Source organism: Methylocella sp. CPCC 101449, assembly GCF_031921685.1.
GTDB lineage: Bacteria > Pseudomonadota > Alphaproteobacteria > Rhizobiales > Beijerinckiaceae > Terripilifer.
In genome coordinates this window covers 240399-267396 of the sequence record NZ_JAPDHU010000002.1, presented here as the reverse complement: position 1 = coordinate 267396, position 26998 = coordinate 240399, and the positions used below count along the sequence as shown (strand labels likewise).

Genomic DNA, 26998 nt, shown 5'->3' with positions numbered 1-26998 from the left:
CCCTACCAGAACGACCCTAGCAAGCGTAGAAAGGCCCTGACATGAAGACCGCCAAGGACGTCCTCAAGGCGATCAAAGACAACGACGTAAAATTCGTCGATCTTCGTTTTACCGACCCGCGTGGCAAGTGGCAGCACGTCACTTTCGATCCGAGTCTCGTCGATGAGGAAATGTTCTCGGAAGGCACGATGTTCGACGGCTCGTCGATCGCCGGCTGGAAGGCGATCAATGAATCCGACATGACCCTCATGCCGGATCCGACCTCCGCGACGATGGACCCCTTCTTCGCTGCCCCGACCATGGTCATCACCTGCGACGTTCTCGAACCGTCGACTGGCGAGCCCTACAACCGCGACCCGCGCGGCATTGCCAAGAAGGCGATGGCCCACATGAAGTCGCAGGGCGTGGGTGACACCTGCTTCTTCGGCCCGGAAGCCGAATTCTTCGTGTTCGACGACGTGCGCTTTGCGTCGGAGCCCTACAACACGGGCTTCAAGCTCGACTCGTCGGAACTGCCCTCCAACGGCGACACCGACTATGAAGGCGGCAACCTCGGCCACCGCATCCGCACCAAGGGCGGCTACTTCCCGGTCCCGCCGCAAGACTCGGCGCAGGACATGCGCGGCGAAATGCTCTCCGCCATGGCCCAGATGGGCGTCAAGGTTGAGAAGCATCATCATGAGGTGGCTTCGGCTCAGCACGAACTCGGTATGAAGTTCGACACGTTGATCACCATGGCCGACCACATGCAGATCTATAAGTACTGCATCCATCAGGTGGCGCAGAGCTACGGCAAGACGGCGACGTTCATGCCGAAGCCGATCTTCGGCGACAACGGCTCGGGCATGCACGTGCATCAGTCGATCTGGAAGGCCGGCAAGCCGGTGTTCGCGGGCGATAAGTACGCTGGCCTGTCGCAGGAATGCCTCTACTATATCGGCGGCATCATCAAGCACGCCAAGGCGCTGAACGCCTTCACCAACCCGTCGACCAACTCCTACAAGCGTCTGGTCCCGGGCTATGAAGCGCCGGTGTTGCTCGCCTATTCGGCGCGTAACCGCTCGGCTTCGTGCCGTATTCCGTGGACGACCAACCCGAAGGCCAAGCGCGTCGAAGTGCGCTTCCCCGATCCGATGGCCAACCCCTATCTCGCCTTCGCGGCGATGCTGATGGCGGGCCTCGACGGTATCGCCAACAAGATCGATCCGGGCGCGGCCATGGACAAGGATCTCTACGATCTGCCGCCGAAGGAATTGAAGAAGATCCCGACCGTGTGCGGCTCGCTGCGCGAAGCGCTCGAGAACCTCAACAAGGATCGCAGCTTCCTCAAGACCGGCAACGTCTTCAACGACGACTTCATCGACAGCTACATCGAGCTGAAGATGCAGGACGTGATGCGCTTCGAAATGACGCCGCATCCGGTCGAGTTCGACATGTACTATTCGTACTGATCGCTGCGATCAGATCGACGGATAAGGTTGGGGCCGGTTCGCAAGAACCGGCCCTTTCGTTTGAGATGCGTTCGATGTTTTCAGATCAGGCGACGAAGAAAGAGGCCGCGACGACGCCGGTTATGATGACGCCCGCGGCGATCACCAGGCCACGCTGCCACAGCGGCCGCTCGGAGCGCCATTCCGGCAGCTCGAAATCCGGTCCACAGACAAGCGCGTAGCCGGCGGCCATTTCCGCTCTCTGCATGACAATGGAAGAGACGCGCTTTTTCATGAAGATCATTCTCGCGCGCACCCCTTAACGCCGGCTGAACGATCGAAAGCGGGTGTCTTCGTCGACGAAACCTCAATCCAACCGGGAGCTTAAGAATGGCGTTGCACGAGCCTGTCCAGTCCCGATTTATTCATCCCGCTGTCACAAGCGAAAACTAGAAGCGCTCCAAAGTGTCAAAGTATTCTCTGCCATGGAGTGCTGAATGTCCCATCTCAAATCTCTCCTCTCGTCGACCGCCCGCCTGCGGGAGAGCGAGGACATCGGGTCCAATTCGTCTGAAAATCCGACCATCGGCGACATGATCGCGGCGCGTCTCAACCGTCGTGATCTGATGCGCGGCGCGCTGGCTGTCGGCGCCGTCAGCGCCACCCTGCCGATCCCGGCTTTCGCCCAGGCGCCCGCCTCCGCCGCCAAGAGCTCGTTCAACTTCGTCGAGATCGAAGCCGGCTCTGACGAAAAGCATCATGTCGCCGAAGGCTATGATGCCGACATCCTGATCCGCTGGGGCGATCCGGTGCTACCCGGCGCGCCGGCCTTCGACCCGACCAAGCAGACCGCCGCCGGCCAGAAACTGCAGTTCGGCTACAACAACGATTACGTCGGCTTTCTGCCGATGCCCGGCGCCGCCGATCCCTCGTCCCACGGCCTGCTCGTGGTGAACCACGAATATACCAATGAAGAGCTGATGTTCCCCGGCATCGGCGGCCGCCAGGAACTCAAGCAAGCCAATTTCGCCAATATGACGAAGGATCTCGTCGACATCGAAATGGCCGCCCACGGCGGTTCGGTGCTGGAGATCAAGCGTGAAAACGGCAAGTGGCAGATCGTGCCCGGCTCGAAATATGCGCGCCGCATTACCGCCGAAACGCCGATCGCTCTCTCCGGTCCGGCCGCTGGTGACGCGCGCCTGAAAACCTCCGCCGATCCGGATGGCAAGACCGTGCATGGCATGGTCAACAATTGCTCGGGCGGCGTAACGCCGTGGGGCACGTGGCTGACCTGCGAGGAAAACTTCAACGGCTATTTCTGGGGCGCCGCCGACGGCCATCCGGATGAGAAAGTTCTGAAGCGCTATGGCGCGCCGGCCAATCAATATGCCTGGGGCAAATATTACGACCGTTTCGACATCGCCAAGGAGCGCAACGAGATCAACCGTTTCGGCTGGATCGTCGAAATCGATCCGTTCGATCCGACCTCAACGCCGAAGAAGCGCACGGCGCTGGGCCGCGTCAAGCATGAAGCCGCCGCCGGCATCACGGCGCGCGATGGCCGTTATGTCGTCTATACCGGCGACGACGAGCGCTTCGACTATGTCTACAAATTCGTTACCGAAGGCCGTGTCGACTCTCAGAACCGCGCCGCCAATATGGATCTGCTCGACCGCGGCACGCTCTACGTCGCCAAATACAATGCGGACGGCAGCGGCGAATGGCTGCCGCTCGTTCAGGGCCAGGGCAAGCTGACAGCCGAAAACGGTTTCGCCAGTCAGGCCGACGTGCTCATCAATCTGCGCCTCGCCGGTGATGCGGTGGGCGCTACCAAGATGGACCGGCCGGAAGACGTGGAAGCCAATCCCAAGACCGGCAAGGTCTATGTGATGCTGACCAACAACACCCGGCGCACCGAAGCCCAGATCGATGCCGCCAATCCGCGCGCCAACAACCGCTTCGGACATATCGTCGAAATGACGCCCGCCGACGGCGACCATGCCGCCACCGCCTTCCGCTGGGACATTCTGGTGAAGGCCGGCGATCACACCGTCGCCACGACCAATGCGAGCTTCAACCCGGCGACCACCAAGAACGGCTGGTTCGGCATGCCCGACAATCTCGCCGTCGATAACCAGGGCCGCGTCTGGATCGCCACCGACGGCAATTCGCCAGCCAAAACCGGCCGCGCCGACGGCCTGTGGGCGATCGAAACCGAAGGTCCGCTGCGCGGCACGTCGAAACACTTCTTCCGCGTGCCGGCCGGTGCCGAAATGTGCGGCCCCTTCTTCACGCCGAACGACGAAACCTTGTTCTTGGCTGTTCAGCACCCCGGCGAAGCCGACGAGGACGATCCGAAGGCCCCGCCCGCCACCTTCGAACAGCCGGCCACCCGCTGGCCCGATTTCAAGGACGGCGTGCCGCCGCGCCCCTCCCTGGTGGCCGTGACGAAGACCGGCGGTGGCAAAATCGCCGTCTGATCCCTAAATTTTAGAAGATGATAGCGGATGGCCGCCCCCGGGCGGCCATTTGTTTTTGTTTTGTTCACTCGCAATGGCTTGCGGTGGCTTATATTGACGGCAATCGAATCGGACATTGCGAAGCTCAGGTACAGCACATGGCAGGCGGCGATCTGTTCGGAAACGCGGCACGTAAGATTAAGGCAGAAAAACCTGTGGCGAAGACGCCGAAGGCACCCCCACCCGAAAAACCCCGCAATAACGGCACTCCCGGCGAAGCGGACTACAACGCCTCCTCGATCGAGGTTCTCGAAGGGCTCGAACCGGTCCGTCGCCGGCCCGGCATGTATATCGGCGGCACCGACGAGACCGCCCTGCACCATCTGTTCGCCGAGGTAATCGACAACTGTATGGACGAGGCCGTCGCCGGCCACGCCACCTGGATCGATGTCACGGTGGAAGAGGACGACTGGATCAGCGTGACCGACAACGGCCGCGGCATCCCGGTCGATCCGCATCCGAAGTTCCCGAAGAAGTCGGCGCTGGAGGTCATCATGACCACCCTGCATGCCGGCGGTAAGTTCGACAGCGGTGCCTACCAGACGTCAGGCGGCCTGCACGGCGTCGGCGTCTCGGTGGTCAATGCGCTCTCCGAGCGGCTCGACGTCGAGGTGGCAAAGAACAAGCAGCTCTACACCCAGTCGTTCGAACGCGGCCATGCGGTGACGAAGCTGGTCAATGTCGGGCCGACCAACAACCGGCGCGGCACGAGAATTCGATTCAAGCCCGACGCGCAGATCTTTGGAAAGGCGGCACATTTCCGTCCCGCCCGCCTGTTCCGGATGACCCGTTCGAAGGCCTATCTGTTTGGCGGCGTGGAAATCCGCTGGCACTGTGCGCCGTCGCTCCTGAAGGACGACTCGACCGTCCCAGCCGAGGCGACCTTCCACTTCCCCGGCGGCCTGCGCGACTATCTCGCCTCCGACATCGAGGGCAAGGAACTCGTCTCCGACCAGGTCTTCACCGGCAAGGTGGAAAAGCCCGGCGGTCACGGTTCGGTCGAATGGGCGGTGGCCTGGATGGCGGCCGAAGACGGCTTCGTCCATTCCTATTGTAACACCATCCCGACACCAGACGGCGGCACCCATGAAGCCGGCCTGCGCACCGCTTTGCTGCGCGCATTGAAAGACCATGCGGAGCGTATCGGCCAGTCTAAGCGTGCTGCCAACGTCACCGCCGACGACGTGATGAACACGGCCGCCGCTTTGATCTCGGTCTTCATCCGCGAACCGGAATTCCAAGGCCAGAACAAGAGCCGCCTGATGACGACCGAGGCTTCGCGCCTCGTCGAAGGCGTGGTGCGCGATGCGTTCGACCATTGGCTGGCAGCCGCGCCGACCCAAGCGCTCAAGCTGCTCGATTGGGCGGTGGAGCGTTCCGAGGATCGCTTGCGCCGACGCGCCGAAAAGGACGTCGCCCGCAAAACCGCCGTGCGCAAACTGCGCCTGCCGGGCAAACTGGCCGATTGTTCCAACACGTCGCTCGACAATACCGAACTGTTCATCGTCGAAGGTGACTCGGCCGGTGGCTCGGCGAAACAGGCGCGCGATCGCGCCAGCCAGGCAATCCTGCCCCTGCGCGGCAAGATCCTCAACGTCGCCTCGGCGACGAAGGACAAGCTGTCGCAAAACCAGCAGCTCGCCGATCTCGTGCAGGCGCTGGGCTGCGGCACCGGTACCCACTACAAGCACACCGATTTGCGCTACGGCAAAGTGATCGTGATGACCGACGCCGACGTCGACGGCGCCCACATCGCCTCGCTGCTGATCACTTTCTTCTGGCGGCAGATGCCGAAGCTGATCGAGAGCGGCCACCTCTTCTTGGCGGTGCCGCCGCTCTACAAGCTGACGCAAGGCGCCAAGACCACCTATGCCCGCAACGACAAGCACCGCGAAGAGCTGACCAAGAGCTTCTTCACCGGCAAGGGCAAGATCGAGGTCAGCCGCTTCAAAGGTCTCGGCGAAATGCTGCCGGCGCAGCTCAAGGAAACCACCATGGACCCGAAGAAGCGCATGCTGCTGAAGGTGATGGTGCAGCCGGAAGAAAAGGACGAGACTTCGCAGTCGGTCGAGCGCCTGATGGGCAACAAGCCGGAAGCGCGCTTCACCTTCATCACGGAACGGGCCGAGTTCGCTTCGACGGATGCGCTCGACATTTAAAGCAAATCGCGTTTCGTGAGAAACGCGATTTTGCTGAGAGAGTGATTCAAGCGGTTTAGAATTTGATTCCGCTTGTCCGTCGAAGTGGCTGACGTGGAATCGAATTTTGGAAATCAGGAGAAAGTCTAGGTGTCATCCCGGACGCGCCAACGGCGCGATCCGGGAACCAGGGGCGAGCGGTAAAGAACCTGCAACCGGTGCGGTGAAACGGCGTTCGCAACCAAATTTCGTCACGCGCCCCTGGTTCCCGGATCACGCTGCGCGTGTCCGGGATGACACGAAGGCCGCGGCAAATTCAACTGACGTAATGATAGGGAGCCCGAACTAAAACTGCCCCGCGATGGTCAGGCGCACCGCCAGCGGTTCGACCGGATGGAAATGCCGGTCGCCGATGCCGTCGGCAGGCTCGCCGGGCAGACGCGACGTATAATAGTAGTCGATCTGACTCGCCTTGGCGTTGAACAGATTGAAGGCGTCGAGCTGCACGGAAATACCGTTGTCGAAGCGATAGCCGACGCGGGCATTGACCAGCGTGGTCGGACGCGACGCCACGGAATTGTCCTCGATCAGCGGACGCGGGCCGAAATAGCGCAGACGCAAACCACCGAACCAGCCCTTCTCCTCACCGAAGTTGACGCCCGCCGCAGCAATGATCCCCGGCGCGCCAGGGATATAGGGGCCGACCGGATCGTAGTTGCGGAACCGGGCATGGGACCAGGTGAAGTCGAAGTCGAACGACAGCCAGGAACTGTACTTGTAGCGGTTGGTGAACTCGACGCCGTAGCGCCGGCTCGGCCGGCTCGCCTCCGTGGTGCCGGCATCGCCAACGAAGAGGTTTTCCGAGGCATAGTCGAGACCGAACAGGCTGACGGAAGAATCGAGCCCCTCGATCAGCCGGGTGCGCAGGCCGATCTCCACCCCATTGGCGCGCACCAGAAGCGGCGTGCGCGCCACCGGCGTCACCTTGTCGGCTGGATCGACCGTGATGGTGGACCCGCGCGCGTCATTGCTGTGGAAGCCGCGACCGGCGTTGAAGAAGAACTCGGTCTTCGCCCAAGGCCCCAGCACGAGACCGAACTTCGGGCTGACGATGCCGTCACGCACATGGCCGGAATTGACCAGCGTGTCGGAGCGGACGCGGGCGTCATAAAGATCGCCGCGCAGACCGATGGAGGTGCGCAGCCAATCGGTCCAGCGAACCCGGTTCTCACCGTAGAAGGCGATGCTGCCTTCACGCACAGCGTCATGCCGAACCACATTGGTGGTGACGCGCTGGATGGTGTTTTCGAGCCCGACGTTGATCTGATCGAGCCGGCCCTGGATGCCGAGTTCATTCTCCATCGGCAGGCCAGCGATGGTCGATTTGAACGTGTGGCTGGCATTGAAGCCGGTCACCGTACGGCGATCGAATTGACGGAATTGATCCCCGTTTACAGGGTCATCGAGAAAGTAGGTGAAGTTATTGTAGAGATTCAGATTTGAGCGAATGACATAGGCGTTGATGCGGGTGTCGCTATAAGCGTCCGAACGGCTCCAACGTCCCGACAGCGACAGCCGGCTGGCATTGCCGCCGTCGGTCGGATCAAGCGTGCCAAAGCGGCCGATCAGGCCCTGCGCCACCGCTCGCTCGGGGATCTGATCGGTGGAGTTCCAGCGGTTGGAATAGGCCATGCCGGTGACGGAAAAGCCGTTGCTCTCGTCGCCCTGGCTGTAGCGGATGACGCCGTTGAACTTGCGGAGCCGGTCGGGCACCACCCAGGGGCCGTTGTAGATATTGGCATCGGCGGCAACGAGCAGATTGCCCTGCCCGACCTTGGTCGAAGTGATGCCCAAGGCGCGGAAATAGCCAAAGCTGCCGATCGTTTTCTGGATCAGCGTTTTGTCGACCTTGTCGATATAGGTGAGATGCACGGCGCCGGCGGAGGAGAAGTCACCCTCCTGGGCGAAGAAGGGCCCCTTGCGCACCTGCATCAGCCCGACCAGTTCAGGAATGATGAAGTTCGTGTCGGCATAACCCTGGCCGTGGCCATGGGTGCGCATATTGGCGGGCATGCCGTCGACCGTGATGGCGACGTCGGTGCCATGGTCGAGATTGAAGCCGCGCAGGAAATATTGGTTGGCTTTACCCTCGCCCGAATGCTGGGTGACGATCAGACCAGGGGCGGCTTCGAGGATTTCGCCGGGCCGAGAAATGGGACGTGCCTGCAAGGTTTCGGCGGTGAAAGTGCGCTCGCTCGAGGCCGTCGGCTGTTCGAAAGCGCCGCCGCCGGCGACGCCTGCGCCGGCGCGTCCGCCCGCGTTCTCAGCAATGACTTCGATGGTGGGAAGAGGAATCTCGGCCGGCTGTTGAGCCTGCGCGGTAACGGTAGAAACGGTGGCCCCCGCCACCAAACAAACAATACGCAGCCCCGACACGTAAATTCCTCCAGGTATTCGCTATTGTTGAATTGTTCATACTTGCGACACGTATGAAGTCAACTCCGTAACTTCATACATAGCTTGAGGATGTGGCTTGAGGTGTGAACGGGCGCGCCGATCGGCAGCGTGAACGCGACGTTTACCTTAACCGGCCACAAAGGCTCTGTTCTCATGAGCCCGGATTCGCCATGGCAGAGGAAGCGCGTCTCACATCGTTCCGCCGCACGCTGATGGCCTCGGCTGCCGCCGTCGCCGTCGTTGCCACGGGCATGACCCTTTATCTGGATCAGGCGACCCAGCATTTTGCTGAAGCCGGCTCCGGCGGCTCCCTCGCGGTTCCCGCAACGCCCTCACCACGGATCGCGACGCGCGACGGCGCGAGCGAAGGACCTTGGGCCTCGCCACGGGCGATGCGAATCGACATGACCCCTACGGGATCGATCGCCCGGCCGGAAGAACAGCCGCGTTTCAAGAATGTGGTCACCGATCCGTCGGCGGGAATGCCGCAATAACTGGCAAGTCAAGCGCTTGCCTAAATTGCACATTGACATCCCAGTAAAATTCCCTATGTGAGGGGCGAGCGTAGAGAAGCCCGCGCGTGCCCTCCGCCGGTTCCGCCGCAACGAGTGCGGCGAAATAAATCCTATCAGAACGCGCTCTATGCCGGCCTCCGGGATCGAATCGCGCCATACTGCGCCCGATCCTCATATGGACACAGCCCGTCTGATGGACATCGCACGTGACCTTGACAGTTTCGGCCGACAAGCACCAATAGGCCCTTATTACCAATGACATTCAAAGATACCGGACTTACCGAAAAGGTCCTCGCGGCGGTCGAAGCCGCCGGTTACACAGAGCCCACGCCGATCCAGGCCAAAGCCATCCCGCAAGCCCTCGCTGGCCGTGACATTCTGGGTATCGCCCAGACCGGCACCGGCAAGACCGCCGCCTTCACGCTCCCGATGCTGAGCCGGTTGGAATCGGGCCGCGCCCGGGCGCGCATGCCGCGCACCCTCATCCTCGAACCGACCCGCGAATTGGCGGCTCAAGTCGAGGAAAGCTTCGTCAAATACGGCGCCAACCACAAATTGAACGTCGCCCTGCTCATCGGCGGCGTTTCCTTCGGCGATCAGGAAGCCAAAATCATGCGCGGCGCCGACGTGCTGATCGCTACGCCAGGCCGGCTCCTCGATTTCCATGAACGCGGCAAGCTGCTGCTGACCGGCATCGAAATCCTCGTCATCGACGAAGCCGATCGCATGCTCGACATGGGCTTCATTCCCGACATCGAGAAGATCTGCAAGCTGGTGCCCTTCACGCGGCAGACGTTGTTCTTCTCCGCCACCATGCCGCCGGAAATCACCCGGCTCACCGAACAATTCCTGCAAAACCCCGTGCGCATCGAAGTGGCACGGGTCGGCACCACCGCCGCGACGATCACCCAAGGGCTGGTCGCTTCTCATGGCGGCGGCGCCAAGCGCGAAACGCTGCGGCAGTTGCTGCGCGGCGCCGAGAACTTCAAGAACGCCATCATCTTCGCCAACCGCAAGCGCGACGTGGCGATCCTGCACAAATCCCTCACCAAGCACGGCTTCTCGGCCGGCGCCCTGCATGGCGACATGGATCAGCCGGCACGCATGGCCTCGCTCGATGCCTTCAAGCGCGGCGACGTCAGCCTGCTCGTCTGCTCCGACGTGGCAGCGCGCGGTCTCGACATTCCCGACGTGAGCCATGTGTTCAACTTCGACGTGCCGATGCATCCCGACGATTACGTCCACCGCATCGGCCGCACCGGCCGCGCCGGCAAGTCGGGCACGGCGATCTCGATCGTCACCAATTCCGACGACAAATATATCGACGACATCCGCAAGCTCATCAAAATGGACCTGAACTGGATCGGTCCGAAGCTCGACGAGCTTGGCGAAGCCCCCCTCGATGACGAACGTCCACGTCGCGGCCGTGAACGCGGCCGTGGCCGTGGCGAAGGTCGCGGCGAAGGCCGTGACCGCCGTCGTGGCGAACGCAGCGAGCGGCCGCGCCGCGAAGCCCGCACTGAGAACGGCGAACAGGTCGAGACCGTTCAGACGAACGAAGCTGCCGCCGAGGCAGCGCCGCGCCGGCAGCGCGAAGACGGACGCCGCAATGGCCGGGGCGAGCGCGGACCGCGTCGCGAACAGCCAGCACGCGAGGAGCGTCGCGATGAACGTCCGGTTGAACGCTCGGCCCAGCACGCTGAAAAGCGCAACCACGAACGCTCCGAGCGGCGCCCGCGCCGTGACGATGATCTCGGTCCGTCCTTCGTCGGCCTCGGCGATCACGTTCCCTCGTTCCTGCTACGCCCCGTGCGGCGCCCGGCCCGGCCGCAAGCGCAGGCCGCGGCTCCGGCGACCGCCGAAGAGTAAGCAGCAAGATACGCAGTCAACGAAGGGGCCCGCTGGGCCCCTTTTTATTATGTGCCATCGCGCACAGATCGCCTGCCCCGCTCCCATCAATGATACGCGCCCAAGCCCTCCGACTGGCGCTGGGCTGAAAGGGGTTGAGCCATGAAACTCTTATCGACGATCGTGTTTGCGGCGGCTCTGACACAGCTTGCACCGGCCTTCGCCCAGGCGCCCAAGAAAGCTGTCGCCTCCCCTGCCTTGCAGCAGGAGTTCAATGGCTTCATCGCGAAGTTTCGCGCGGCCTTGAAAGCCAATGACTCCGCCGCCGTCGGCGGCATGACCCGCCTGCCGTTCGAGGATAGCCGGGATATGGCGCATTTCCGTGCCAAGGCCTATCCGGCGACCTTCACATCCAAGAACCGCGCCTGCCTGCAACGCGGCAAAGCCGTCTACGATCGCGACCAGCTCAACAACGACAATTATTTCATCTTCTGCGGCGAGCAGATCTTCGTCTTCACGAAGACACCGACAGGCTTCCTGTTCACGGAAGTCGGCGCCAACGACTGATCAGGCGACCGCATTCATCGGCCGCCTGTCCAGGGTCTAGAAGCTTGCGGTCAGGAACGCGCGGACGCTGCGTCCCGGCATCAACACTTCGTCCTTGCGGAACGAGACGTGATTGCGCATCTGCACATTCAGAAGATTGCTGCCGACCAACCCCAAAGTTATCTCGCGCAGCCATGTCGATTGCGGCTTGTAGCGATAGGTCAATTCGGCATTGAGGAGATTGTAGCCGGGCGTCGGCGTTTCATTGGCGGCGATGGCGTTTTGCGCGAAAGCGCGAATGAAATTCGTCCGCGCGAACCAGGTCTCCGAGCGCCAGAAGATGCCGCCGCCAAGGCGCTGCGGCGGAATGCGCGGCACCGCGGCGCCGTTGGCGAAACGCGCGCGTAAAACATCATACTGACCTTCGACGCCCCACAGGCCCGAGCCAAGTTCGCCGACATCATATTGCGCCTTCACTTCAAAGCCACGGAAAGTCGCATCCTGCTGGCCGTAGGCGATCTGCTTCAGGTCGCCTGGAATGATGCCCGGCACGCAGGTCGAGAATGTATCGACACAGCTGTTGCCGGTGAGCCGCTTGTAGATGAAGCCCTTGAAGGAGGTCTGATAGAACGACGCGTCGAAGCGAAGAGGACCGACCGCGCGGCGCAACCCGACCTCGATCGTCTGCCCGATCTCCTTGGTCAAATTCGGATTGCCGATGTCGAACGTGCCGGGCGCATCATGCGCGCCCTTGGAGGCGAGCTCGTTGATGCGCGGCGCGCGCTGCGCGTAAGTCGCGGTGGCGGAGGCGACGAAATCCCAGGGCAGATCCTGCAGAATGCCAAAGCTCACACTCATCGGCGTGAACTGTTTGGCGATGCCATATTCGCTGGGGGCGCCAGAGGCGCCGAGATAATCACCAGGGAAAGTCGCGGCCGTGCCGCGAATGGAGACATGCTCCATGCGGCCGGCCAGTTGCAGGCGCGTCGACGATGTCACCGTCAACGTGCCAAACGCATAGGCGGCGAGCGATTTCGTCGTCGACGGCGCGAGCAGCGCCGCATCGCCGGTGGCGGAGACCTCCTGCATGCCGGCTTGCACGCCGGTGGCGATCGACAGTTCGCCAAGCGCCGTCTGCAAGGGCTGGAACAACACTTCAGTCCGTGTCTCGATCTCGCGATTGCGGAACGTCAGATTGGTGCCGAAGCCGCCGAACGGTCGCAGGCCATTTTCGTCATGGCTGTAGAGCGAGCCACCAGCCCAGAAACGGATGGCCTCGACGATCGAGTCTTGCGGCCGCACTTCGCCACGCAGCGAGAATTTCGTCTGTTCCATGTCGATGCGCGAGCGATCGACCAAGGATGACAATCCCGGAATGCCATAGAGACTTTTGGTGCGGCTGACATTGGCACCGACAAAGCCATTGTCGAAGAAATAGGAGCCCCCAAGCGAGAAGCCGTGGGTGTTGGTGAAGCTGTTGTATTGCGTGCCTAAGGGCGTCTGGTAGTCCTGCGTGCGGCGCGCGAAGCCGTCGTAATGGACGGCATATTGCCCCTGCCGCATGGTGACGCTTTGACCAGCCTCGATGCCGCGATCGACCGAGGTGACGCCCAAACGGGTCTGGCCGGAAACGCCTTCCGGCGTCGAGGGCGAGGGAATGCGATTATTGACGGCGCTGACGACACCGCCGATCGCGCCGGAGCCAAAGCGCAATGAGGCTGGACCGCGAATGACCTCGATCTGCTGGGCCGCCATCGGGTCGATGGGGACCGCATGGTCCTCGCCGAGGTCGGAAGCATCCTGCACACCGACGCCATTTTCCTGAATGCGAACGCGATAGGTGTCCAAGCCGCGAATGATCGGCCGCGACGCGCTGCCCGGCGCGAAGCCTGATGTGGTGATGCCCGGTTGATATTGCAGTTGATCGCCGAGGGTGCGCCCGGCGCTGCGCTCGACTTCATCCTGGCTGACCACGGTCACTGGCACGAAGGCCCGATCGATGACCGTTTGCCGGCCCTGCCCGTTGCCTTCCGAGGCTTCGCGAGAGGAAAGCCGTCCGGCTTCGATGACGATTTCGGGCAGCAGCATCTCCTGCGCCGCGCTCTCGGGCACCATCACCGGGCTCATCAAAGTGGAAATCAGCAGGGCCTTCTGCGGCCTGAAACTGCGATGAAAACGCGAAAAACCCTTCGCACGAACACGATCCAGCGCCACGCCCCTCACACATTTCTCCTTTTGCTCGTCCTCCGATCTGTAGCCTTAGCTACATTTAAGTGTCAATGCATCAAATTACAGTTTTTACACTATTATGGAGTCAATGGTTCAGGACGCTTGGGGGGCACAAAAAAGGGGCCCGACAGGCCCCTTTTCGACTGAACCGAGATAGCACCTTTCAGCGCAGCGCCGCTTTTGCTTTCTCGATATCCGCCTTCGGCGTCGCGTAAATGTCCTCGACCAGTTTCTGCACGCGCTCGCCTGAGACCGCATCAATATCGAGCTGAAGCTTCTTGGCCTCGGCCAGGAACTCCTGGTCCTGCACGGTTGCATCAAATGCCACACGGTAAGCAGCGATGAGATCGGCCGGCACGCCCGGCGGCAGCACATAGGGGCGACCGAATTCCAACTGGCTGAAGATGACCGAAAGCACGCGCCGGTCGGCATCGTTCTTCACGAACGTCCACATGTTAGGCACGCCGCGACGATTCAACTCCGGATCGCCATCGGGCGACGACAATTGCGCCAGGATGCGAACCTGATCCTTTTCCAACCAACTCGGATAGTTGGTGATGAAGCTCGACCACTGGATGCCGCAAAGCCCCTGTGTCTCGCCCCGCTCCATCGCCAGCGCCGCATCCTGCGAACCAGGATAGCCGGTGATGAGCTTAAACTTGGTGCCCAGCACATTGTTGAGCACGGTCGGATATTGGCGGATCGACGAGGTGATGCCTGACGTGCCGATGATCAGTTCCTTGCTAAACATATCCTCGAACGTCTTCACGTCGGCCGTATGCCAGGCGACGCAAATGCTCGTCTCCTTATTGGCGCTGCCGATGAAGCTGAATTTGCGTGGATCGAAACGCGCCTGCGCTTCTTCGCCGATCAGCGGGTCCATGACCGCGCCCATGAACAAGGCACCGAAGGTGGAGCCGTCCTTCGGCGCCTTCGTGTAAAGATAATTGGCGGCAATCAAACTGCCGGCGCCATCCATGTTGCGCGCCACCACATTAGGTTTGCCGGGCAGATATTTGCCGAAGTAGCGGCTGAGCAGGCTGGCGTAAATGGCATAGCCACCGCCGGCGCGCGAGCCGACGATGAAATCGAGCTGGCGGCCGGTGAAGAATTTCTCCGCCGCCGATTGCGCGAAAGCCGGCTGTACGGCGATGGCCGCAAACAGAATGGCAATAGCGCCGAATAATCTTCGGTTCCCAAACATATGCGTTCTCCCCTGGCGCGCTATTGCACGCTCGTCTCGTTGGTCATCTGCGCCAAGGCGCGCTGGTAGTAAGTTTCGTCGACATAGGCGTCGGTCTTTTCGAGCCGAGTGTCGCGCCCTTCCGTCGCGGCCCGCACATCCAGCATGGCGCGAAAGCCAGCCCAATTGAGCCGTGCTTGCGGGGAGAAACCGAAGATTGGATCGATCACCTGCCGATAAGTGGCTTCGGCGACATCATCGGCGATGGCGAGCCGCTCGCGCAGCAAACGCTGCGCCGTCAGTGCATGGTCCGGCACGCGCAACCAATCGAGTGCCGCGACATAGCCCTGAATATAGCGTTCGATGAGCGGCCCCGACTTTTGCGCGAAAGAACGCAGCGCAAAGGCACCGCCCGCCTGATAAGGGCCGACGAGTTCATCCAGACGGCCGAGACTATGGAAGCCGGCCAGGATGGCTTCCGCCGAGAACGGTGGATTGAGGATAGCGCCGGCAAGCCGCGGATCGGCGGCCAGGGCACGCAGGCGTTTGGCGCCATTGCCAACGGCGCGCAGCTGATAGTCCTTGTCCTTCTGCAGGCCATGGGCGGTCAGCACCTTGCGCAACAATAGAGCATAAGCCGTGTCGGGCGAGTCGACGGCCAGGATGCGTCCCTTCAGATCACGTGGGGAACGAATGTCCTTGCGGACGATGAAATCGTTCATGCCGCCTTCGCCACCCATCAGAATGATGACGTCGTGGCCAGCCCTGATCATCGCGAGCGCATTGTCGATCGCCGCCTGCACCACGTCGATCTCACCCTTCGCCAGAAGCTCACGTTGTTCGCGCGAGCTGCCGGTTTCATGTACGATAAGATCGAGCCCTCTGGCCGCGAATATCCCCTGCTCCACGCCAGCCCAGAGCGGGAGCGCCTTGGCATTCGGAAACGTGCTGACGACCAAACGGTCCAAGGCCATTCTCCTCACCGCTGCCGTGGATCGACGAGTTTTGGGCCAGACTTGATGTTGAGGCGCTTGGCCTCGGCTTCCGAGAAATCTTCGTCCGACTTCAGGCCTGCGGCGCGGATGCCGGCAATAGCGCAGATATCGTCGACTTCATTGACATCGCCGGTGACACCGATGGCGCCGATGACTTCGCCGAACTCGTCGCGGATCAACTGACCGCCCGCTTCCAGAAAGATCGGCCCGTCAGCGAGATCGCGCAACGTGTCCATGAAGGGCGGCTTTTCGCGCGACTTCTGCAACACCATGCGCGACGAGCGATTGAGTGCCAGAGCGCCGAAAGCCTTGCCGCGCGCGATCTCGAAACGCATCAGCGACGCACCATCCTGTTTCAGGAAAGCCTTCACCCGTCCGCCGGCGTCGAGCACGATGGCCGCCAGCGCATAGGCTTCCATCTCTTCGGCTTTCTTGAAGGTGTTCAAAATGATGGACAGCGACTGGTCCATGGTGATGCCGCGCATCAGGCCTCCCGCAATAGTCTGGCTGGATTGAAATCGGAGGCACAATCGGTGTCGCAACAACATGAATCAAATGGTTTATTTTAAGCAGTGAATGAATTATTTTCATGCTTGAGAGCATCCCAGGAATGCTCCTGGAACCGCCCATGAAAATCGATCTTCTTGGCCTGGAAGCCTTTGTCGGCGTGGCGGAACTCGCCTCCTTCACGCGCGCGGCCGAACATCTCAATCTCTCGCAGACGGCGATCAGCCACCGGGTGAAGAAGCTTGAGGGCAGCCTGGGCGTGCAGTTGTTCCGGCGCTCGCATCGCGATGTCGTGCTGACGGACGACGGCACGGCGCTTCTGCCCAAGATCAAGAGCATGCTCGCGGGCATGGACGCCGAACTCGAGCGCGTCCGGACGCAGGCCGTCGCCAAGCGGCAGAAACTGACCCTGGCCTGCCTGCCGACGATCGCCATGGATCTGCTGCCGCAGGCGCTGAGGATTTTTGACGCCAAGCATACCGACGTCACCGTCAGCGTCGTCGATACCTCAGCCAGCGAGATCGGCGCTCTGGTCGCCAGCGGCAGCGTCGAATTCGGCCTGACCATCGTCGCCGCCGGCAACCACGATCTGGTGACCGAAACCCTGTTCAGTGAGGACTATGTGGCGGTCTGTCCGGCCGATCATGCTTTCGCCAAGCGCCGGCAGATCACCTGGGGCGATCTCGTCAAGGAGAAGCTCATTCGCGTCAATCCGCAGACGGCCAATCGCTTCATCGTCGACCAGGCGCTCGGCAACCGCAGCGAGACGCCGAACTGGGCCTATGAGGTGCAACACACCCTCACCGCCTTCCGGCTGGTGCGCGAAGGGCTCGGTCTGACGATCATGCCGCGCAGCGCCGTCGATGCGCTCAACGATCCTGCCGTCGCCATCCTGCCGCTCAGTCGTCCACGCATATCCCGGACGATCGGCATCTTGTCCCGCCGCAATGTCGCGCTGTCGCCGCTGGCGCACGATCTGTGCGCCGCTTTCAAGCGCAAGCGCCGCTAGCGCTTCTTCGGCGAGGCTTTCTTGGCGGGTGCTTTCTTGGAAACCGCCTTCTTGGCGGGGGCTTTTTTGGTGGGTGCCTTCTTGCCTGCCTTGGCGCTCGCGGCCCGATGGGCGGCATCGAGAGCGAGCCTGGCCCAAAGCTTCAAGACGTCATCATCGTCATAAGCCGCCGCCGGCAACAGATGATAGGACATCGAGTGCTTCTGGCCGTGCTTGGTTTCGTAAGCAAAGGGCCGCAGCTTCTCCGCCTCGAAACGCGGCAGGCTTTCGGCATCGACCTTGAGATAGACCTCGCCGTCGGCTTCCAACGCGAACATCAGGCCATCCGCATAGATGCCGTGGCCGCCGAACATGCGCTTGATGGCGACCGGGCCAAAGGGACGGAACAGGTCTTCGAGTTCCGTCCGATCAGGCATTGCAGCGTTTTCTCGGTTGGGCCTGAGCCTCAACAAATCACGTTTCTATCGAAACGTGATTTGCCTCAATCTTCGAGCTTGGCGGGGGTCAAGGCGACGCTCTCGCCGCAGCCGCAGGCGGAGGTCTGGTTGGGATTGTTGAAGACGAAGCCGGACGACAGCTTGTCGACCTTGAAATCCATTTCGGTGCCGAGCAGGAACAGCACCGCCTTGGGATCGACGATGACCTTGACGCCCTTGGCTTCGACCACTTCGTCGAAGCGGCCGATCTCGTTGGTCCAGTCCATCGTGTAGGACATGCCGGCGCAGCCGCCGTTCTTGACGCCGACGCGCAAAGCGGCCACCGGCGTTTCAGCCTGGGTCATGATCTCGCGAACGCGCTCGGCGGCGGCGTCCGTCAATGTCATCACCTTGGGTCTCGGCCTGGCGGCCGCAGTCACATTCGCCATCTTATCCTCCGACCGGGTTCAAGGCCCGGGGAAAGAATCTCCCTCAACAATATAGGGAGCCATTGGGACGATGTCAGGGCCTATGATTTTGACCTTTCATCGTTCCAAACTGCCCTATCACCACATATCGAGAGCGACTTTCGCCTCGTCCGACATGCGGCTCTGGTCCCAAGCCGGCTCGAAAACCATGCTGACGTTGACGCCAGACACGCCGTTCACCGCCGAAACCGCGTCCTCGACCCATTTCGGCATCTCGCCCGCCACCGGGCAGCCGGGGGCCGTCAGGGTCATTTCGATGTCGACCGCGCGGTTCTCGCCGACGGCGACCTTGTAGATGAGGCCGAGTTCATAGATGTCGACTGGGATTTCCGGGTCGAACACGGTTTTCAGGGCCGCGACGATATCCTCGGTGAGCCGTTCCAGCTCCTCGGGCGGAATGCCGGGATCGAGCGTCAGATCCGGCCGGTTCGGCTGCTCTTCGCCGTCCTGCTTCTGGGCGGGCAAGGTATTGGTCATCGGACTACCTTCTACAAAACGAGACTTGTTACAAAACAAGCCCCGCTACGAAAACAGGGACTGCGCCTTCAACAGCGCTTCAGCCAAAGCGTCGACTTCGTCCATGGTGTTGTACAGGCCAAATGAGGCACGGCAAGTGGAGGTCACGCCATAGCGGCTCAGAAGCGGCATGGCGCAATGGGTGCCGGCGCGCACCGCGACCCCTGCCCGGTCGATCACCGTGGCGACGTCATGGGCATGGGCGCCCTTCATCTCGAAGGAAATGATGGCGCCCCGGTCCCGGGCCTTGCCGAAAATGCGCAGCGAATTGATGCGCGACAGGCGCTCCAGCGCATAGTCGCGCAAAGCATCCTCATGGGCGCGGATGGCATCGCGGCCGAGCGTATCCATGTAATCGAGCGCGGCGCCGAGCCCAATCGCCTGGACAATCGGCGGCGTGCCGGGCTCGAAGCGATGCGGCGGCTCGTTATAGGTGACCGTGTCCATGGTCACCGTCTCGATCATCTCGCCGCCGCCTTCGAACGGCGGCAGGGTTTCGAGCCATTTGCGCTTGCCATAGAGCGCGCCGATGCCGGTCGGGCCATACAGCTTGTGGCCGGTGACGATGTAGAAATCGACATCGAGGTCGCGCACATCGACATTCAGGTGAACGGCGCCCTGCGAACCATCGACGAGCACGGGAATGCCGCGCGCATGGGCGATCTCGACCACCTTTTTGATCGGCACGATGGTGCCGAGCACGTTCGACATATGGGTGAGCGCCACGATCTTGGTGCGCGGCGTCAGCGCCTTCTCGAATTCGTCGAGCGGGAAATTGCCGTCGTCATCGATCCCTACCCATTTCAGCACGGCGCCATTGCGCTCGCGATGGAAATGCCAGGGCACGATGTTGGAGTGGTGCTCCATGATCGACAGGACGATCTCATCGCCCGGGCCGATATGGGCCTGGCCGAAAGAGCTGGCGACGAGGTTCAGCGCCTCCGTAGCACCGCGCGCGAAGATGATTTCCTCGGTCGAGCCGGCATTGAGGAAGGCACGAACACGTTCGCGCGCCGTCTCATAAGCCTCCGTCGCCGCATTGGCGAGGTAATGCAGGCCGCGATGCACATTGGCATATTCATGCTCATAGGCATGCGTCATACGGTCGAGCACTTGACGCGGCTTCTGGGCCGAGGCGCCATTGTCGAGATAGACAAGCGGCTTGCCATAGGGCTTTTCGTTCAGGATGGGAAAATCCTGCCGCACTTTCATGACGTCGTAAGGCTGAACCCGCGTATTCATGATTTCACGCGCTGCGCGAGCCAGTCGCGCACCTTATCCATGAGCTGTTCACGAATCTGTTCGTCGCCGACGCGGTCAACGGCCTCGCCCGCGAAAGCTTCGAGCAGCAACGCCTCGGCCTCGGCCGGCGGAATGCCGCGGGCGTGGGCATAGAAGAGCTGGTTCTCGTTCAAGGAGCCGCAGGTGGCGCCATGGCCGCAGATCACGTCGTCGGCGAAGATTTCCAGTTCCGGCTTGTTGTTCATCGCCGCCGTATCGGACAGCAGGATGGTTTGCGATTTCATGCCGCCGTCGGTCTTCTGCGCATTGGGCGCAACGACGATCTTGCCCTGGAAGACGCCGGTCGCCATGTCGTCGACGATGTAGCGATAGAATTCGCGGCTCTGGCAGCGCGGCGCGGTGTGATCGACCACCAGCGTCGTGTCGGCATGCTGGCGTCCGCGCAACAGGCTGGCGCCGGCAAGACCGATCTTGGCATGTTCGCCAAGACTGCGCAGGAAAATCTGATGGCGTGCTACATTGGCGCCCAACGACAGCGAGAACGACTGGAAAGCCGCGCGGGCGGCGAGGTCGACACCCAGCGTCGACAGGCTCAGCGCCTTGTTGCCCGCTTCATTGACGCGCACGTGCTCGACCTTCGCCGACGATGCGACGTGGAATTCGATCAACGCATGGGTCTGATAGCCGATCTCGTTGGGACCACGATGGGTTTCTAGGATCAGCACATCGGCGCCCTCGACCACTTCGATCACCAGATGCGGAAAGGTCGAGAAAGCGTCCGTACCGATCTCGCGGAAATCGAGATGAACGATGCTGCGATGGGACGGCGGCACGCGCAGCGTCGTGGTGCGGCCGGCAAAGGCGCGATGCAGAGCTACCGCACCGTCGTCGCCATAGGCATCGCCGGCGGCGGCCTGATCGCCCGTGTCGGCATCAACCACTTCCAATGCACCGGCGTGGCGCACGAAGCGGCCATTGACGAACAGAACATGCGCCGCATCCTTCAGCGACAAAGCCGCGGACTGGCCCATCGCCTGAGCGACGAGATCGTCGGTGAAGGCTTCGAACGGCGGCGGCGCGTCACGCATCAAGGTGCGCAGATCGGTATAGTGCCAGGCTTCGACCCGGCGGTTCGGCAGACCATTGGCACGCAGCCGCGCGACCGCTTTCTCACGGGTCTGCGTATGGCGACGGCCGCCTTCGGCGAGGCGTGCGAGAATGGCTTCCTCGGCCGGCGTCCTTACTGTCTGCAGTTGCACAGCCATGACAACCTCACGCCGCGTCGGCGACGAAGTCGCGGTAGCCGTTCTTCTCCAATTCGAGCGCCAGTTCCGGCCCACCCGTCTTGATGATGCGACCTTGCGCCATGACATGCACCGTGTCCGGCTTGATGTGATCGAGCAGGCGCTGATAGTGGGTGATGACGAGGAAGCCACGATCGGGCGCGCGCAAATCGTTGACGCCGTCAGAGACGACGCGCAGAGCATCGATGTCGAGACCGGAGTCGGTTTCGTCGAGAATACCGAACTTCGGCGCGAGCAAAGTCATCTGCAGGATTTCGAGGCGCTTCTTCTCGCCGCCCGAAAAGCCGACGTTGAGCGGACGGCGCAGCATTTCCTGGGTCACCGACAGTTTGTCGGCGGCGGCGCGCATCAGCTTCATGAATTCTGCCGTCTTCAACTCGGCTTCACCGCGTGCCTTGCGCTGCGCATTCAAAGCCGTGCGCAGGAACACGTGCGTGGTGACTCCGGGAATTTCGACCGGATACTGGAACGCCAAGAACAGGCCGCGCGCCGCGCGCTCATGCGGCGGCAGTTCGAGGATGTTCTCGCCGTTGAGGAACACTTCGCCAGCGGTCACCGTATAGTCGCTGCGGCCAGCAACGACGTAAGACAAGGTCGATTTGCCGGAACCGTTCGGCCCCATGATCGCCGCCACTTCGCCGTCCTTTACGGTCAGCGTCAGGCCGTTCAATATCTTCTTGCCGTCGATTTCGGCGTGGAGGTTTCTGATCTCAAGCATCATCCAATTCCATTCGATCGTGCCGTTAAAGGCCGGGGCGATCAGCCCACGCTGCCTTCAAGACTGACGGCGATGAGTTTTTGCGCTTCGACGGCGAATTCCATCGGCAATTGCTGCAGCACGTCGCGGACGAAACCGTTGACGATCAGGGCCGTCGCCTCTTCGGCGCTGAGCCCGCGCTGCATGCAGTAGAACAATTGATCCTCGGAAATCTTCGAGGTGGTGGCTTCATGTTCGAAGACGGCGCCGGAGTTGCGCGACTCGATATAAGGCACGGTGTGGGCGCCGCAGGCATTGCCGATCAGAAGCGAGTCGCAATTGGTGAAGTTGCGGGCGCCGTCGGCCTTGCGATGAGCGAAGACCTGGCCACGATAGGTGTTGCTGGAACGGCCGGCGGAAATGCCCTTGGAGATGATACGGCTCGTCGTGTTGCGGCCGAGATGCAGCATCTTGGTACCGCTATCGACCTGCTGGCGACCGTTGGAAATGGCGATCGAATAGAACTCGCCACGCGAATGGTCACCGCGCAGGATGCAGGACGGATATTTCCAGGTGATCGCCGAACCGGTCTCAACCTGCGTCCAGGAAATCTTCGAGCGATCGCCCCGGCAGTCGCCGCGCTTGGTGACGAAGTTGTAGATGCCACCCCGGCCCTGGCTGTCGCCCGGATACCAGTTCTGCACCGTCGAATATTTGATCTCGGCATCGTCGAGCGCGATCAATTCGACCACGGCGGCATGGAGCTGGTTCTCGTCGCGCTTGGGCGCCGTGCAGCCTTCCAGATAGCTGACGTAAGAGCCCTTGTCGGCGATGATCAAGGTGCGTTCGAACTGGCCGGTGTTCTGTTCGTTGATGCGGAAATAGGTCGACAGCTCCATCGGGCAGCGGACGCCCGGCGGAATGTAGACGAAGGAGCCATCAGAGAAGACGGCGCTGTTGAGCGTGGCGAAGTAATTGTCGGTCACCGGAACGACGGAGCCGAGATATTTCTGCACCAGTTCCGGATGGCTGTGCACCGCTTCCGAGATCGGGCAGAAGATGACGCCGGCCTTGGACAGTTCCTCGCGGAACGTGGTGGCGACGGAAACGCTGTCGAACACCGCGTCGACGGCCACCTTGGCGCCCTGCACGCCCGCCAGAATTTCGCGCTCGCGCAGCGGGATGCCGAGCTTCTCATAAGTCTTGAGCAGCTCGGGATCGACCTCATCCAATGACTTCGGGCCGGCATGGGTCTTCGGCGCCGAATAATAATAGAGGTCTTGATAGTCGATCTTGGGATAATCGACGCGCGCCCATTTCGGCTCGGTCATGGTGAGCCAACGGCGATAGGCATCGAGCCGCCACTCGGTCAGCCAAGCGGGCTCGTTCTTCTTCGCTGAAATGAAGCGGACGATATCTTCGTTCAGGCCTTTGGGGGCCTTGTCGGATTCGATGTCGGTGACGAAGCCATACTTATAGGCATCAACATCGACAGACTTCACCGTTTCGAGAGTCTCGAGGACGGCTGCCATTTCACTTCTCCACCGTGGGCGGTTTCAAGGACCGCTGGTAGGACACGTCATCACCGGTCGCCCGGTGCACTTATGCCGCCCGCTTGCGGCGGGCGCGTATTCCGTTGGCGACTTTGCCGAACGCCGCAACGAAGCGGTCGACATCGTCGATCGTATTGCCCGGCCCCAGGCTCACGCGCAGCGCGCCCTTGGCCAGATCCCCCGTGACACCCATCGCCGCAAGCACGTGCGAGGGCTGCACCTTGCCCGACGAACAGGCCGAGCCCGACGACACCGCGAAACCTTCCAGATCCAAGGCGATCAGGAGAGTTTCGGCCGGCGCATCCGCCAAAGCGAATGCGCTGGTGTTCCCAAGGCGCGGCGCGGCAGCGCCGAATACCACCAGGTCCGGAAACATCGCGGTCAGCCCGGATTCGAGCCGATCGCGCCATTGGCGAAAGCTCGCCATCTGCGCATCGCGATCCGCCAGGGCTGATACAACAGCAGCACCGAAGCCGGCAATCGCTGCGATATTTTCCGTGCCGGCACGAAGACCGCGCTCCTGACCGCCGCCTCGCACCATTGCAGGGCTGATATGGGTGGAAGCGGCGGCAAAGGCAAGCATTCCGACGCCCTTTGGGCCGCCAAGCTTGTGTGCCGAGGCAAATATAATGTCCGCACCCAAGGCATCGGCCGAAATATCGATGCGACCGGCCGCCTGGACGGCATCGCAGACCAAAATGCCGTTATGGGCTTGCATCAGTTGCGTGGCTTCGCGCACCGGTTGCAGGACGCCCGTTTCATTATTGGCCGCTTGCAGCGCCAGCATGGCGCGGGCTTCACCGAGACTGTCGAGCTCGCGCTCCAAAGCGGTGAGATCAAGCACGCCGTCGGCGGTCAGCGGCACGAGGCGCACGCGATCCGCCGGGAAACGATGGCCCTGCAAGACACAGGGGTGTTCGCCGGCCGCAACCAGCAGCCAGTCGAAGGGGCGCGAATCGCCACGCAGCGACACATGGGGCGTCAGCACCGTATTGGCGGCTTCCGTGCCGCCGGCGGTGAAGGTCACCTGAGCCGACGGAACGCCGACCAAAGCCGCGACCTCACCCCGCGCCCTTTCGATGAGCGCACGGGCGGCCCGGCCCTCACTGTGCACGGAGGAAGCATTGCCCGGCAGATCGAGCGCCGCGAGCATGGCCTGCCGCGCCGGCGCGCTCAGCGGCGCGGTGGCGTTGTAGTCCATATAGCTACGCAACAAGGACATGCGGTTCGGGCCCTAAATAGGCGGTCGTCGGCTTCTTTACGCCGTCAGCCACCCTATATCTCGTATTAATACTTGCATTCCGAACCACCGGGCATGCTAGAAGCGCCCAGGTTAAACCGGAGGTTCAACCTGACTTGCACCACCGACGCCTCGCCTAATACGTGTATCGCACGGATCAGGTTGTAGTTTAGAACTTTTCTAACACTATTTTGATGCGTTGCGGCGTCCAAGTCAAGGAAACGGCCCGGTTTCGCAGGATTTTCAGCCGGACAGGCGGGAGCGGCCCCCGCGACCGGCGCAGAGTTGGAGCGACGATGCCTGAAGTCATTTTCACCGGTCCGGCTGGACGGCTTGAGGGACGGTTCCACCCGTCCAAGCAACGCGGCGCCCCTATCGCGGTGATTCTGCATCCGCACCCGCAGTTCGGCGGGACGATGAACAATCAGATCGTCTACAACCTCTATTATACGTTCGCCGAGCGCGGCTTCTCGGTGCTGCGGTTCAACTTCCGCGGTGTCGGTCGTAGCCAGGGCAATTTCGACCATGGCCAGGGTGAGCTGTCGGATGCGGCGGCCGCCCTCGACTGGGCGCAGTCGATCAATCCGGAAGCCCGCGCCTGCTGGATCGCCGGCGTCTCCTTCGGCTCATGGATCGGCATGCAGCTCCTGATGCGCCGTCCGGAGATCGAAGGCTTCATTTCGATCGCGCCGCCGGCTAATCGTTTCGACTATTCCTTCCTCGCGCCCTGCCCATCGTCAGGCCTGTTCGTCCATGGCGATCAGGACCGGGTGGCGCCGCTGAAGGAGGTGATGGCGCTGATCGAGAAGCTGAAGACCCAAAAGGGCATTCTCATCGAGCATGCGGTCATTCCGGGAGCCAACCACTTCTTCGAAAATTGCGTCGACCCGCTGATCGCCGAAGTCGGCACCTATCTCGACAAGCGCCTCGACAATCCGACCAAGCGCCCGACACCGACGCGGGCGCTGAAAGGCCCGGCCCCGAGCGCTTAAAAAATAAAACCCGGTTCGCATCGAACCGGGTTTCTTTTTATGCAGCGATGCTTTCTTAAGCTGGGCGCGACAGCACGCCGCCCGTCAATGGCGTAGCGACCCCCGTCGTGCCGGGGAAGGTCAGCGGAAGGCCGTTGAGCGAACGCACCGCCAAATAAGCGAAGGCCTGCGCTTCCATCGCGTCGGCGCTCCAGCCCATGTCGTCGGCCGTCGCGACTTCGCAGCCGCAACGCTCCTGCAACATGTCGAGCAACACCGGATTGCGCGCGCCGCCTCCGCTGACGATGACACGGCGCGGGCGCTGCGGCAGCAGGGCGAAAGAGTCCGCCACCGTCTGCGCGGTAAAAGCCACCAGTGTCGCGGCCGCATCCGGCGTCGATAGATCGGCAACGGCGGCACGCGAGAAATCATTGCGGTCCACCGACTTCGGCGGTGGCGCCTTGAAATAGGGATTGTCGAGGAGTTGCATCAGCGCTTGCGTATTGATCTTGCCGGCGCTGGCCGTCTTGCCATCGCGATCCATCGCTTGGCCCGTGCGTTCCAGCATCAGATCGTCGAGGAGCGCATTGCCAGGCCCCGTATCGAAGGCGATGGGATCGCCGTCACCAGGCAAGAAGGTGATGTTGGCGACACCGCCGACATTCAACACGGCAACGGGAAATTCGAGATGGGCCGCGCCGGCGAGCGCGCGGTGATAGGCCGGCACTAGAGGCGCCCCCTGGCCGCCGGCGGCCACATCAGCCGCCCGCATGTCCCAGACCACCGGAATGCCGAGCGAAGCGGCAAGCGCCGCACCATCGCCGATCTGCACGGTGAGGTGACGCTCGGGGCGATGCAGCACGGTCTGGCCGTGAAAGCCGACGACATCGACATGGCCTTTGTCGAGACCATTGGCCTTGAGAAAATCGACGACGGCGGAACGATGGCGATCGGTGACGATGGCATGGGCCTGCGCCAGCACGCCGGGACGCGCCGTGCGATCGGTGAGCCGCACCGCTTCATCGAGCGCGGCACGCAGGGTGCGTCGTTCGTCATCGCTATAAGAGAATGACGCACGCGGCCCTTGGCGCACATCGCCCTTGCCGTCGGTTTCGATGAAGGCAACGTCGACACCATCCATCGATGTGCCCGACATCAAGCCGATCGCTCTGAACCAGGTCATGAAATCCTC

General features: G+C 61.9%; 23 protein-coding genes. 8 read left to right on the top strand and 15 right to left on the bottom strand.

Annotation, left to right across the window (positions count from 1 at the left end; all coding sequences use genetic code 11):
- Positions 1–41 precede the first annotated feature (41 nt).
- Complete coding sequence (gene glnA / locus OIM99_RS11845; protein ID WP_311850616.1) at positions 42–1451, top strand: type I glutamate--ammonia ligase; 1410 nt, start codon at positions 42–44, stop codon at positions 1449–1451.
- A gap of 85 nt (positions 1452–1536) precedes the next feature.
- Here the strand turns inward: glnA and OIM99_RS11840 are convergent, their stop codons facing one another.
- Positions 1537–1725, bottom strand: a complete 189-nt coding sequence (locus tag OIM99_RS11840) for a hypothetical protein (protein WP_311850615.1) — start codon at positions 1723–1725, stop codon at positions 1537–1539.
- Positions 1726–1927: 202 nt separating this feature from the next.
- Here OIM99_RS11840 and OIM99_RS11835 point away from each other — a divergent pair, with 202 nt between their 5' ends.
- Together OIM99_RS11835 and parE are read left to right on the top strand one after the other, a co-directional pair.
- On the top strand, positions 1928–3913 hold the full coding sequence (locus OIM99_RS11835) for a PhoX family phosphatase (RefSeq protein ID WP_311850614.1): 1986 nt from the start codon (positions 1928–1930) through the stop codon (positions 3911–3913).
- A gap of 137 nt (positions 3914–4050) precedes the next feature.
- A complete protein-coding gene (gene parE / locus OIM99_RS11830) occupies positions 4051–6111 on the top strand; it encodes a DNA topoisomerase IV subunit B (RefSeq protein ID WP_311850613.1) in 2061 nt (686 codons plus the stop codon).
- Positions 6112–6435: 324 nt separating this feature from the next.
- On the opposite strand, the gene OIM99_RS11825 is transcribed toward parE, so the two are convergent.
- Positions 6436–8526, bottom strand: coding sequence for a TonB-dependent receptor domain-containing protein (locus OIM99_RS11825; protein WP_311850612.1), 2091 nt, complete (start codon positions 8524–8526; stop codon positions 6436–6438).
- 191 nt (positions 8527–8717) lie between these two features.
- Between OIM99_RS11825 and OIM99_RS11820 the strand changes: the two genes are divergently transcribed.
- The 3 genes from OIM99_RS11820 (at position 8718) to OIM99_RS11810 (ending at position 11477) form a co-directional block, all read left to right on the top strand.
- Complete coding sequence (locus OIM99_RS11820) at positions 8718–9041, top strand: hypothetical protein (protein WP_311850611.1); 324 nt, start codon at positions 8718–8720, stop codon at positions 9039–9041.
- 276 nt (positions 9042–9317) lie between these two features.
- Positions 9318–10931, top strand: a complete 1614-nt coding sequence (locus OIM99_RS11815; protein WP_311850610.1) for a DEAD/DEAH box helicase — start codon at positions 9318–9320, stop codon at positions 10929–10931.
- 141 nt (positions 10932–11072) lie between these two features.
- On the top strand, positions 11073–11477 hold the full coding sequence (locus tag OIM99_RS11810) for a hypothetical protein (RefSeq protein WP_311850609.1): 405 nt from the start codon (positions 11073–11075) through the stop codon (positions 11475–11477).
- A gap of 36 nt (positions 11478–11513) precedes the next feature.
- Here the strand turns inward: OIM99_RS11810 and OIM99_RS11805 are convergent, their stop codons facing one another.
- The 4 genes from OIM99_RS11805 to OIM99_RS11790 all read right to left on the bottom strand — a co-directional run bounded on the left by OIM99_RS11805 (position 11514) and on the right by OIM99_RS11790 (position 16348).
- On the bottom strand, positions 11514–13679 hold the full coding sequence (locus OIM99_RS11805) for a TonB-dependent receptor domain-containing protein (RefSeq protein ID WP_311850608.1): 2166 nt from the start codon (positions 13677–13679) through the stop codon (positions 11514–11516).
- A gap of 169 nt (positions 13680–13848) precedes the next feature.
- On the bottom strand, positions 13849–14889 hold the full coding sequence (locus OIM99_RS11800; protein ID WP_311850607.1) for a hypothetical protein: 1041 nt from the start codon (positions 14887–14889) through the stop codon (positions 13849–13851).
- A gap of 20 nt (positions 14890–14909) precedes the next feature.
- Positions 14910–15836 (bottom strand): ABC transporter substrate-binding protein, encoded by a 927-nt coding sequence (locus OIM99_RS11795; protein ID WP_311850606.1) that lies wholly within the window; start codon positions 15834–15836, stop codon positions 14910–14912.
- Positions 15837–15847: 11 nt separating this feature from the next.
- Positions 15848–16348 carry a heme-binding protein gene (locus OIM99_RS11790; RefSeq protein ID WP_311850605.1) on the bottom strand — a complete coding sequence of 167 codons (501 nt, stop codon included), beginning with the start codon at positions 16346–16348 and terminating at the stop codon, positions 15848–15850.
- 143 nt (positions 16349–16491) lie between these two features.
- Here OIM99_RS11790 and OIM99_RS11785 point away from each other — a divergent pair, with 143 nt between their 5' ends.
- Entirely contained in the window at positions 16492–17379 is an 888-nt protein-coding gene (locus tag OIM99_RS11785) for a LysR substrate-binding domain-containing protein (RefSeq protein WP_311850604.1), read from the top strand.
- Here OIM99_RS11785 and OIM99_RS11780 read toward each other — a convergent pair.
- The 8 genes from OIM99_RS11780 to OIM99_RS11745 all read right to left on the bottom strand — a co-directional run bounded on the left by OIM99_RS11780 (position 17376) and on the right by OIM99_RS11745 (position 24817).
- Positions 17376–17795: a TfoX/Sxy family protein gene (locus OIM99_RS11780; RefSeq protein WP_311850603.1), complete on the bottom strand. Its 420-nt coding sequence runs from the start codon at positions 17793–17795 to the stop codon at positions 17376–17378. The genes OIM99_RS11785 and OIM99_RS11780 overlap by 4 nt on opposite strands.
- A gap of 65 nt (positions 17796–17860) precedes the next feature.
- A complete protein-coding gene (sufA, locus tag OIM99_RS11775) occupies positions 17861–18244 on the bottom strand; it encodes a Fe-S cluster assembly scaffold SufA (RefSeq protein ID WP_311850602.1) in 384 nt (127 codons plus the stop codon).
- Between the two features lie 117 nt (positions 18245–18361).
- On the bottom strand, positions 18362–18760 hold the full coding sequence (locus tag OIM99_RS11770) for an SUF system Fe-S cluster assembly protein (RefSeq protein ID WP_311850601.1): 399 nt from the start codon (positions 18758–18760) through the stop codon (positions 18362–18364).
- Between the two features lie 45 nt (positions 18761–18805).
- A complete protein-coding gene (locus OIM99_RS11765; protein WP_311850600.1) occupies positions 18806–20041 on the bottom strand; it encodes a cysteine desulfurase in 1236 nt (411 codons plus the stop codon).
- Positions 20038–21306, bottom strand: coding sequence for a Fe-S cluster assembly protein SufD (gene sufD / locus OIM99_RS11760; protein ID WP_311850599.1), 1269 nt, complete (start codon positions 21304–21306; stop codon positions 20038–20040). Before sufD ends, OIM99_RS11765 begins: the two co-directional genes overlap by 4 nt.
- Before the next feature lie 7 nt (positions 21307–21313).
- Positions 21314–22063, bottom strand: coding sequence for a Fe-S cluster assembly ATPase SufC (gene sufC / locus OIM99_RS11755; RefSeq protein ID WP_311850598.1), 750 nt, complete (start codon positions 22061–22063; stop codon positions 21314–21316).
- A 41-nt stretch (positions 22064–22104) separates the two neighbouring features.
- Complete coding sequence (gene sufB / locus OIM99_RS11750) at positions 22105–23574, bottom strand: Fe-S cluster assembly protein SufB (RefSeq protein ID WP_311850597.1); 1470 nt, start codon at positions 23572–23574, stop codon at positions 22105–22107.
- A gap of 70 nt (positions 23575–23644) precedes the next feature.
- The gene (locus tag OIM99_RS11745; RefSeq protein WP_311850596.1) at positions 23645–24817 is read right to left on the bottom strand and encodes a cysteine desulfurase family protein; all 1173 of its coding nucleotides are present in this window, start codon (positions 24815–24817) and stop codon (positions 23645–23647) included.
- Between the two features lie 314 nt (positions 24818–25131).
- On the opposite strand from OIM99_RS11745, the gene OIM99_RS11740 reads away from it, so the two are divergent.
- The gene (locus tag OIM99_RS11740; protein WP_311850595.1) at positions 25132–25827 is read left to right on the top strand and encodes an alpha/beta hydrolase; all 696 of its coding nucleotides are present in this window, start codon (positions 25132–25134) and stop codon (positions 25825–25827) included.
- A 55-nt stretch (positions 25828–25882) separates the two neighbouring features.
- On the opposite strand, the gene OIM99_RS11735 is transcribed toward OIM99_RS11740, so the two are convergent.
- On the bottom strand, positions 25883–26989 hold the full coding sequence (locus tag OIM99_RS11735) for an anhydro-N-acetylmuramic acid kinase (protein ID WP_311850594.1): 1107 nt from the start codon (positions 26987–26989) through the stop codon (positions 25883–25885).
- Positions 26990–26998: the final 9 nt, after the last annotated feature.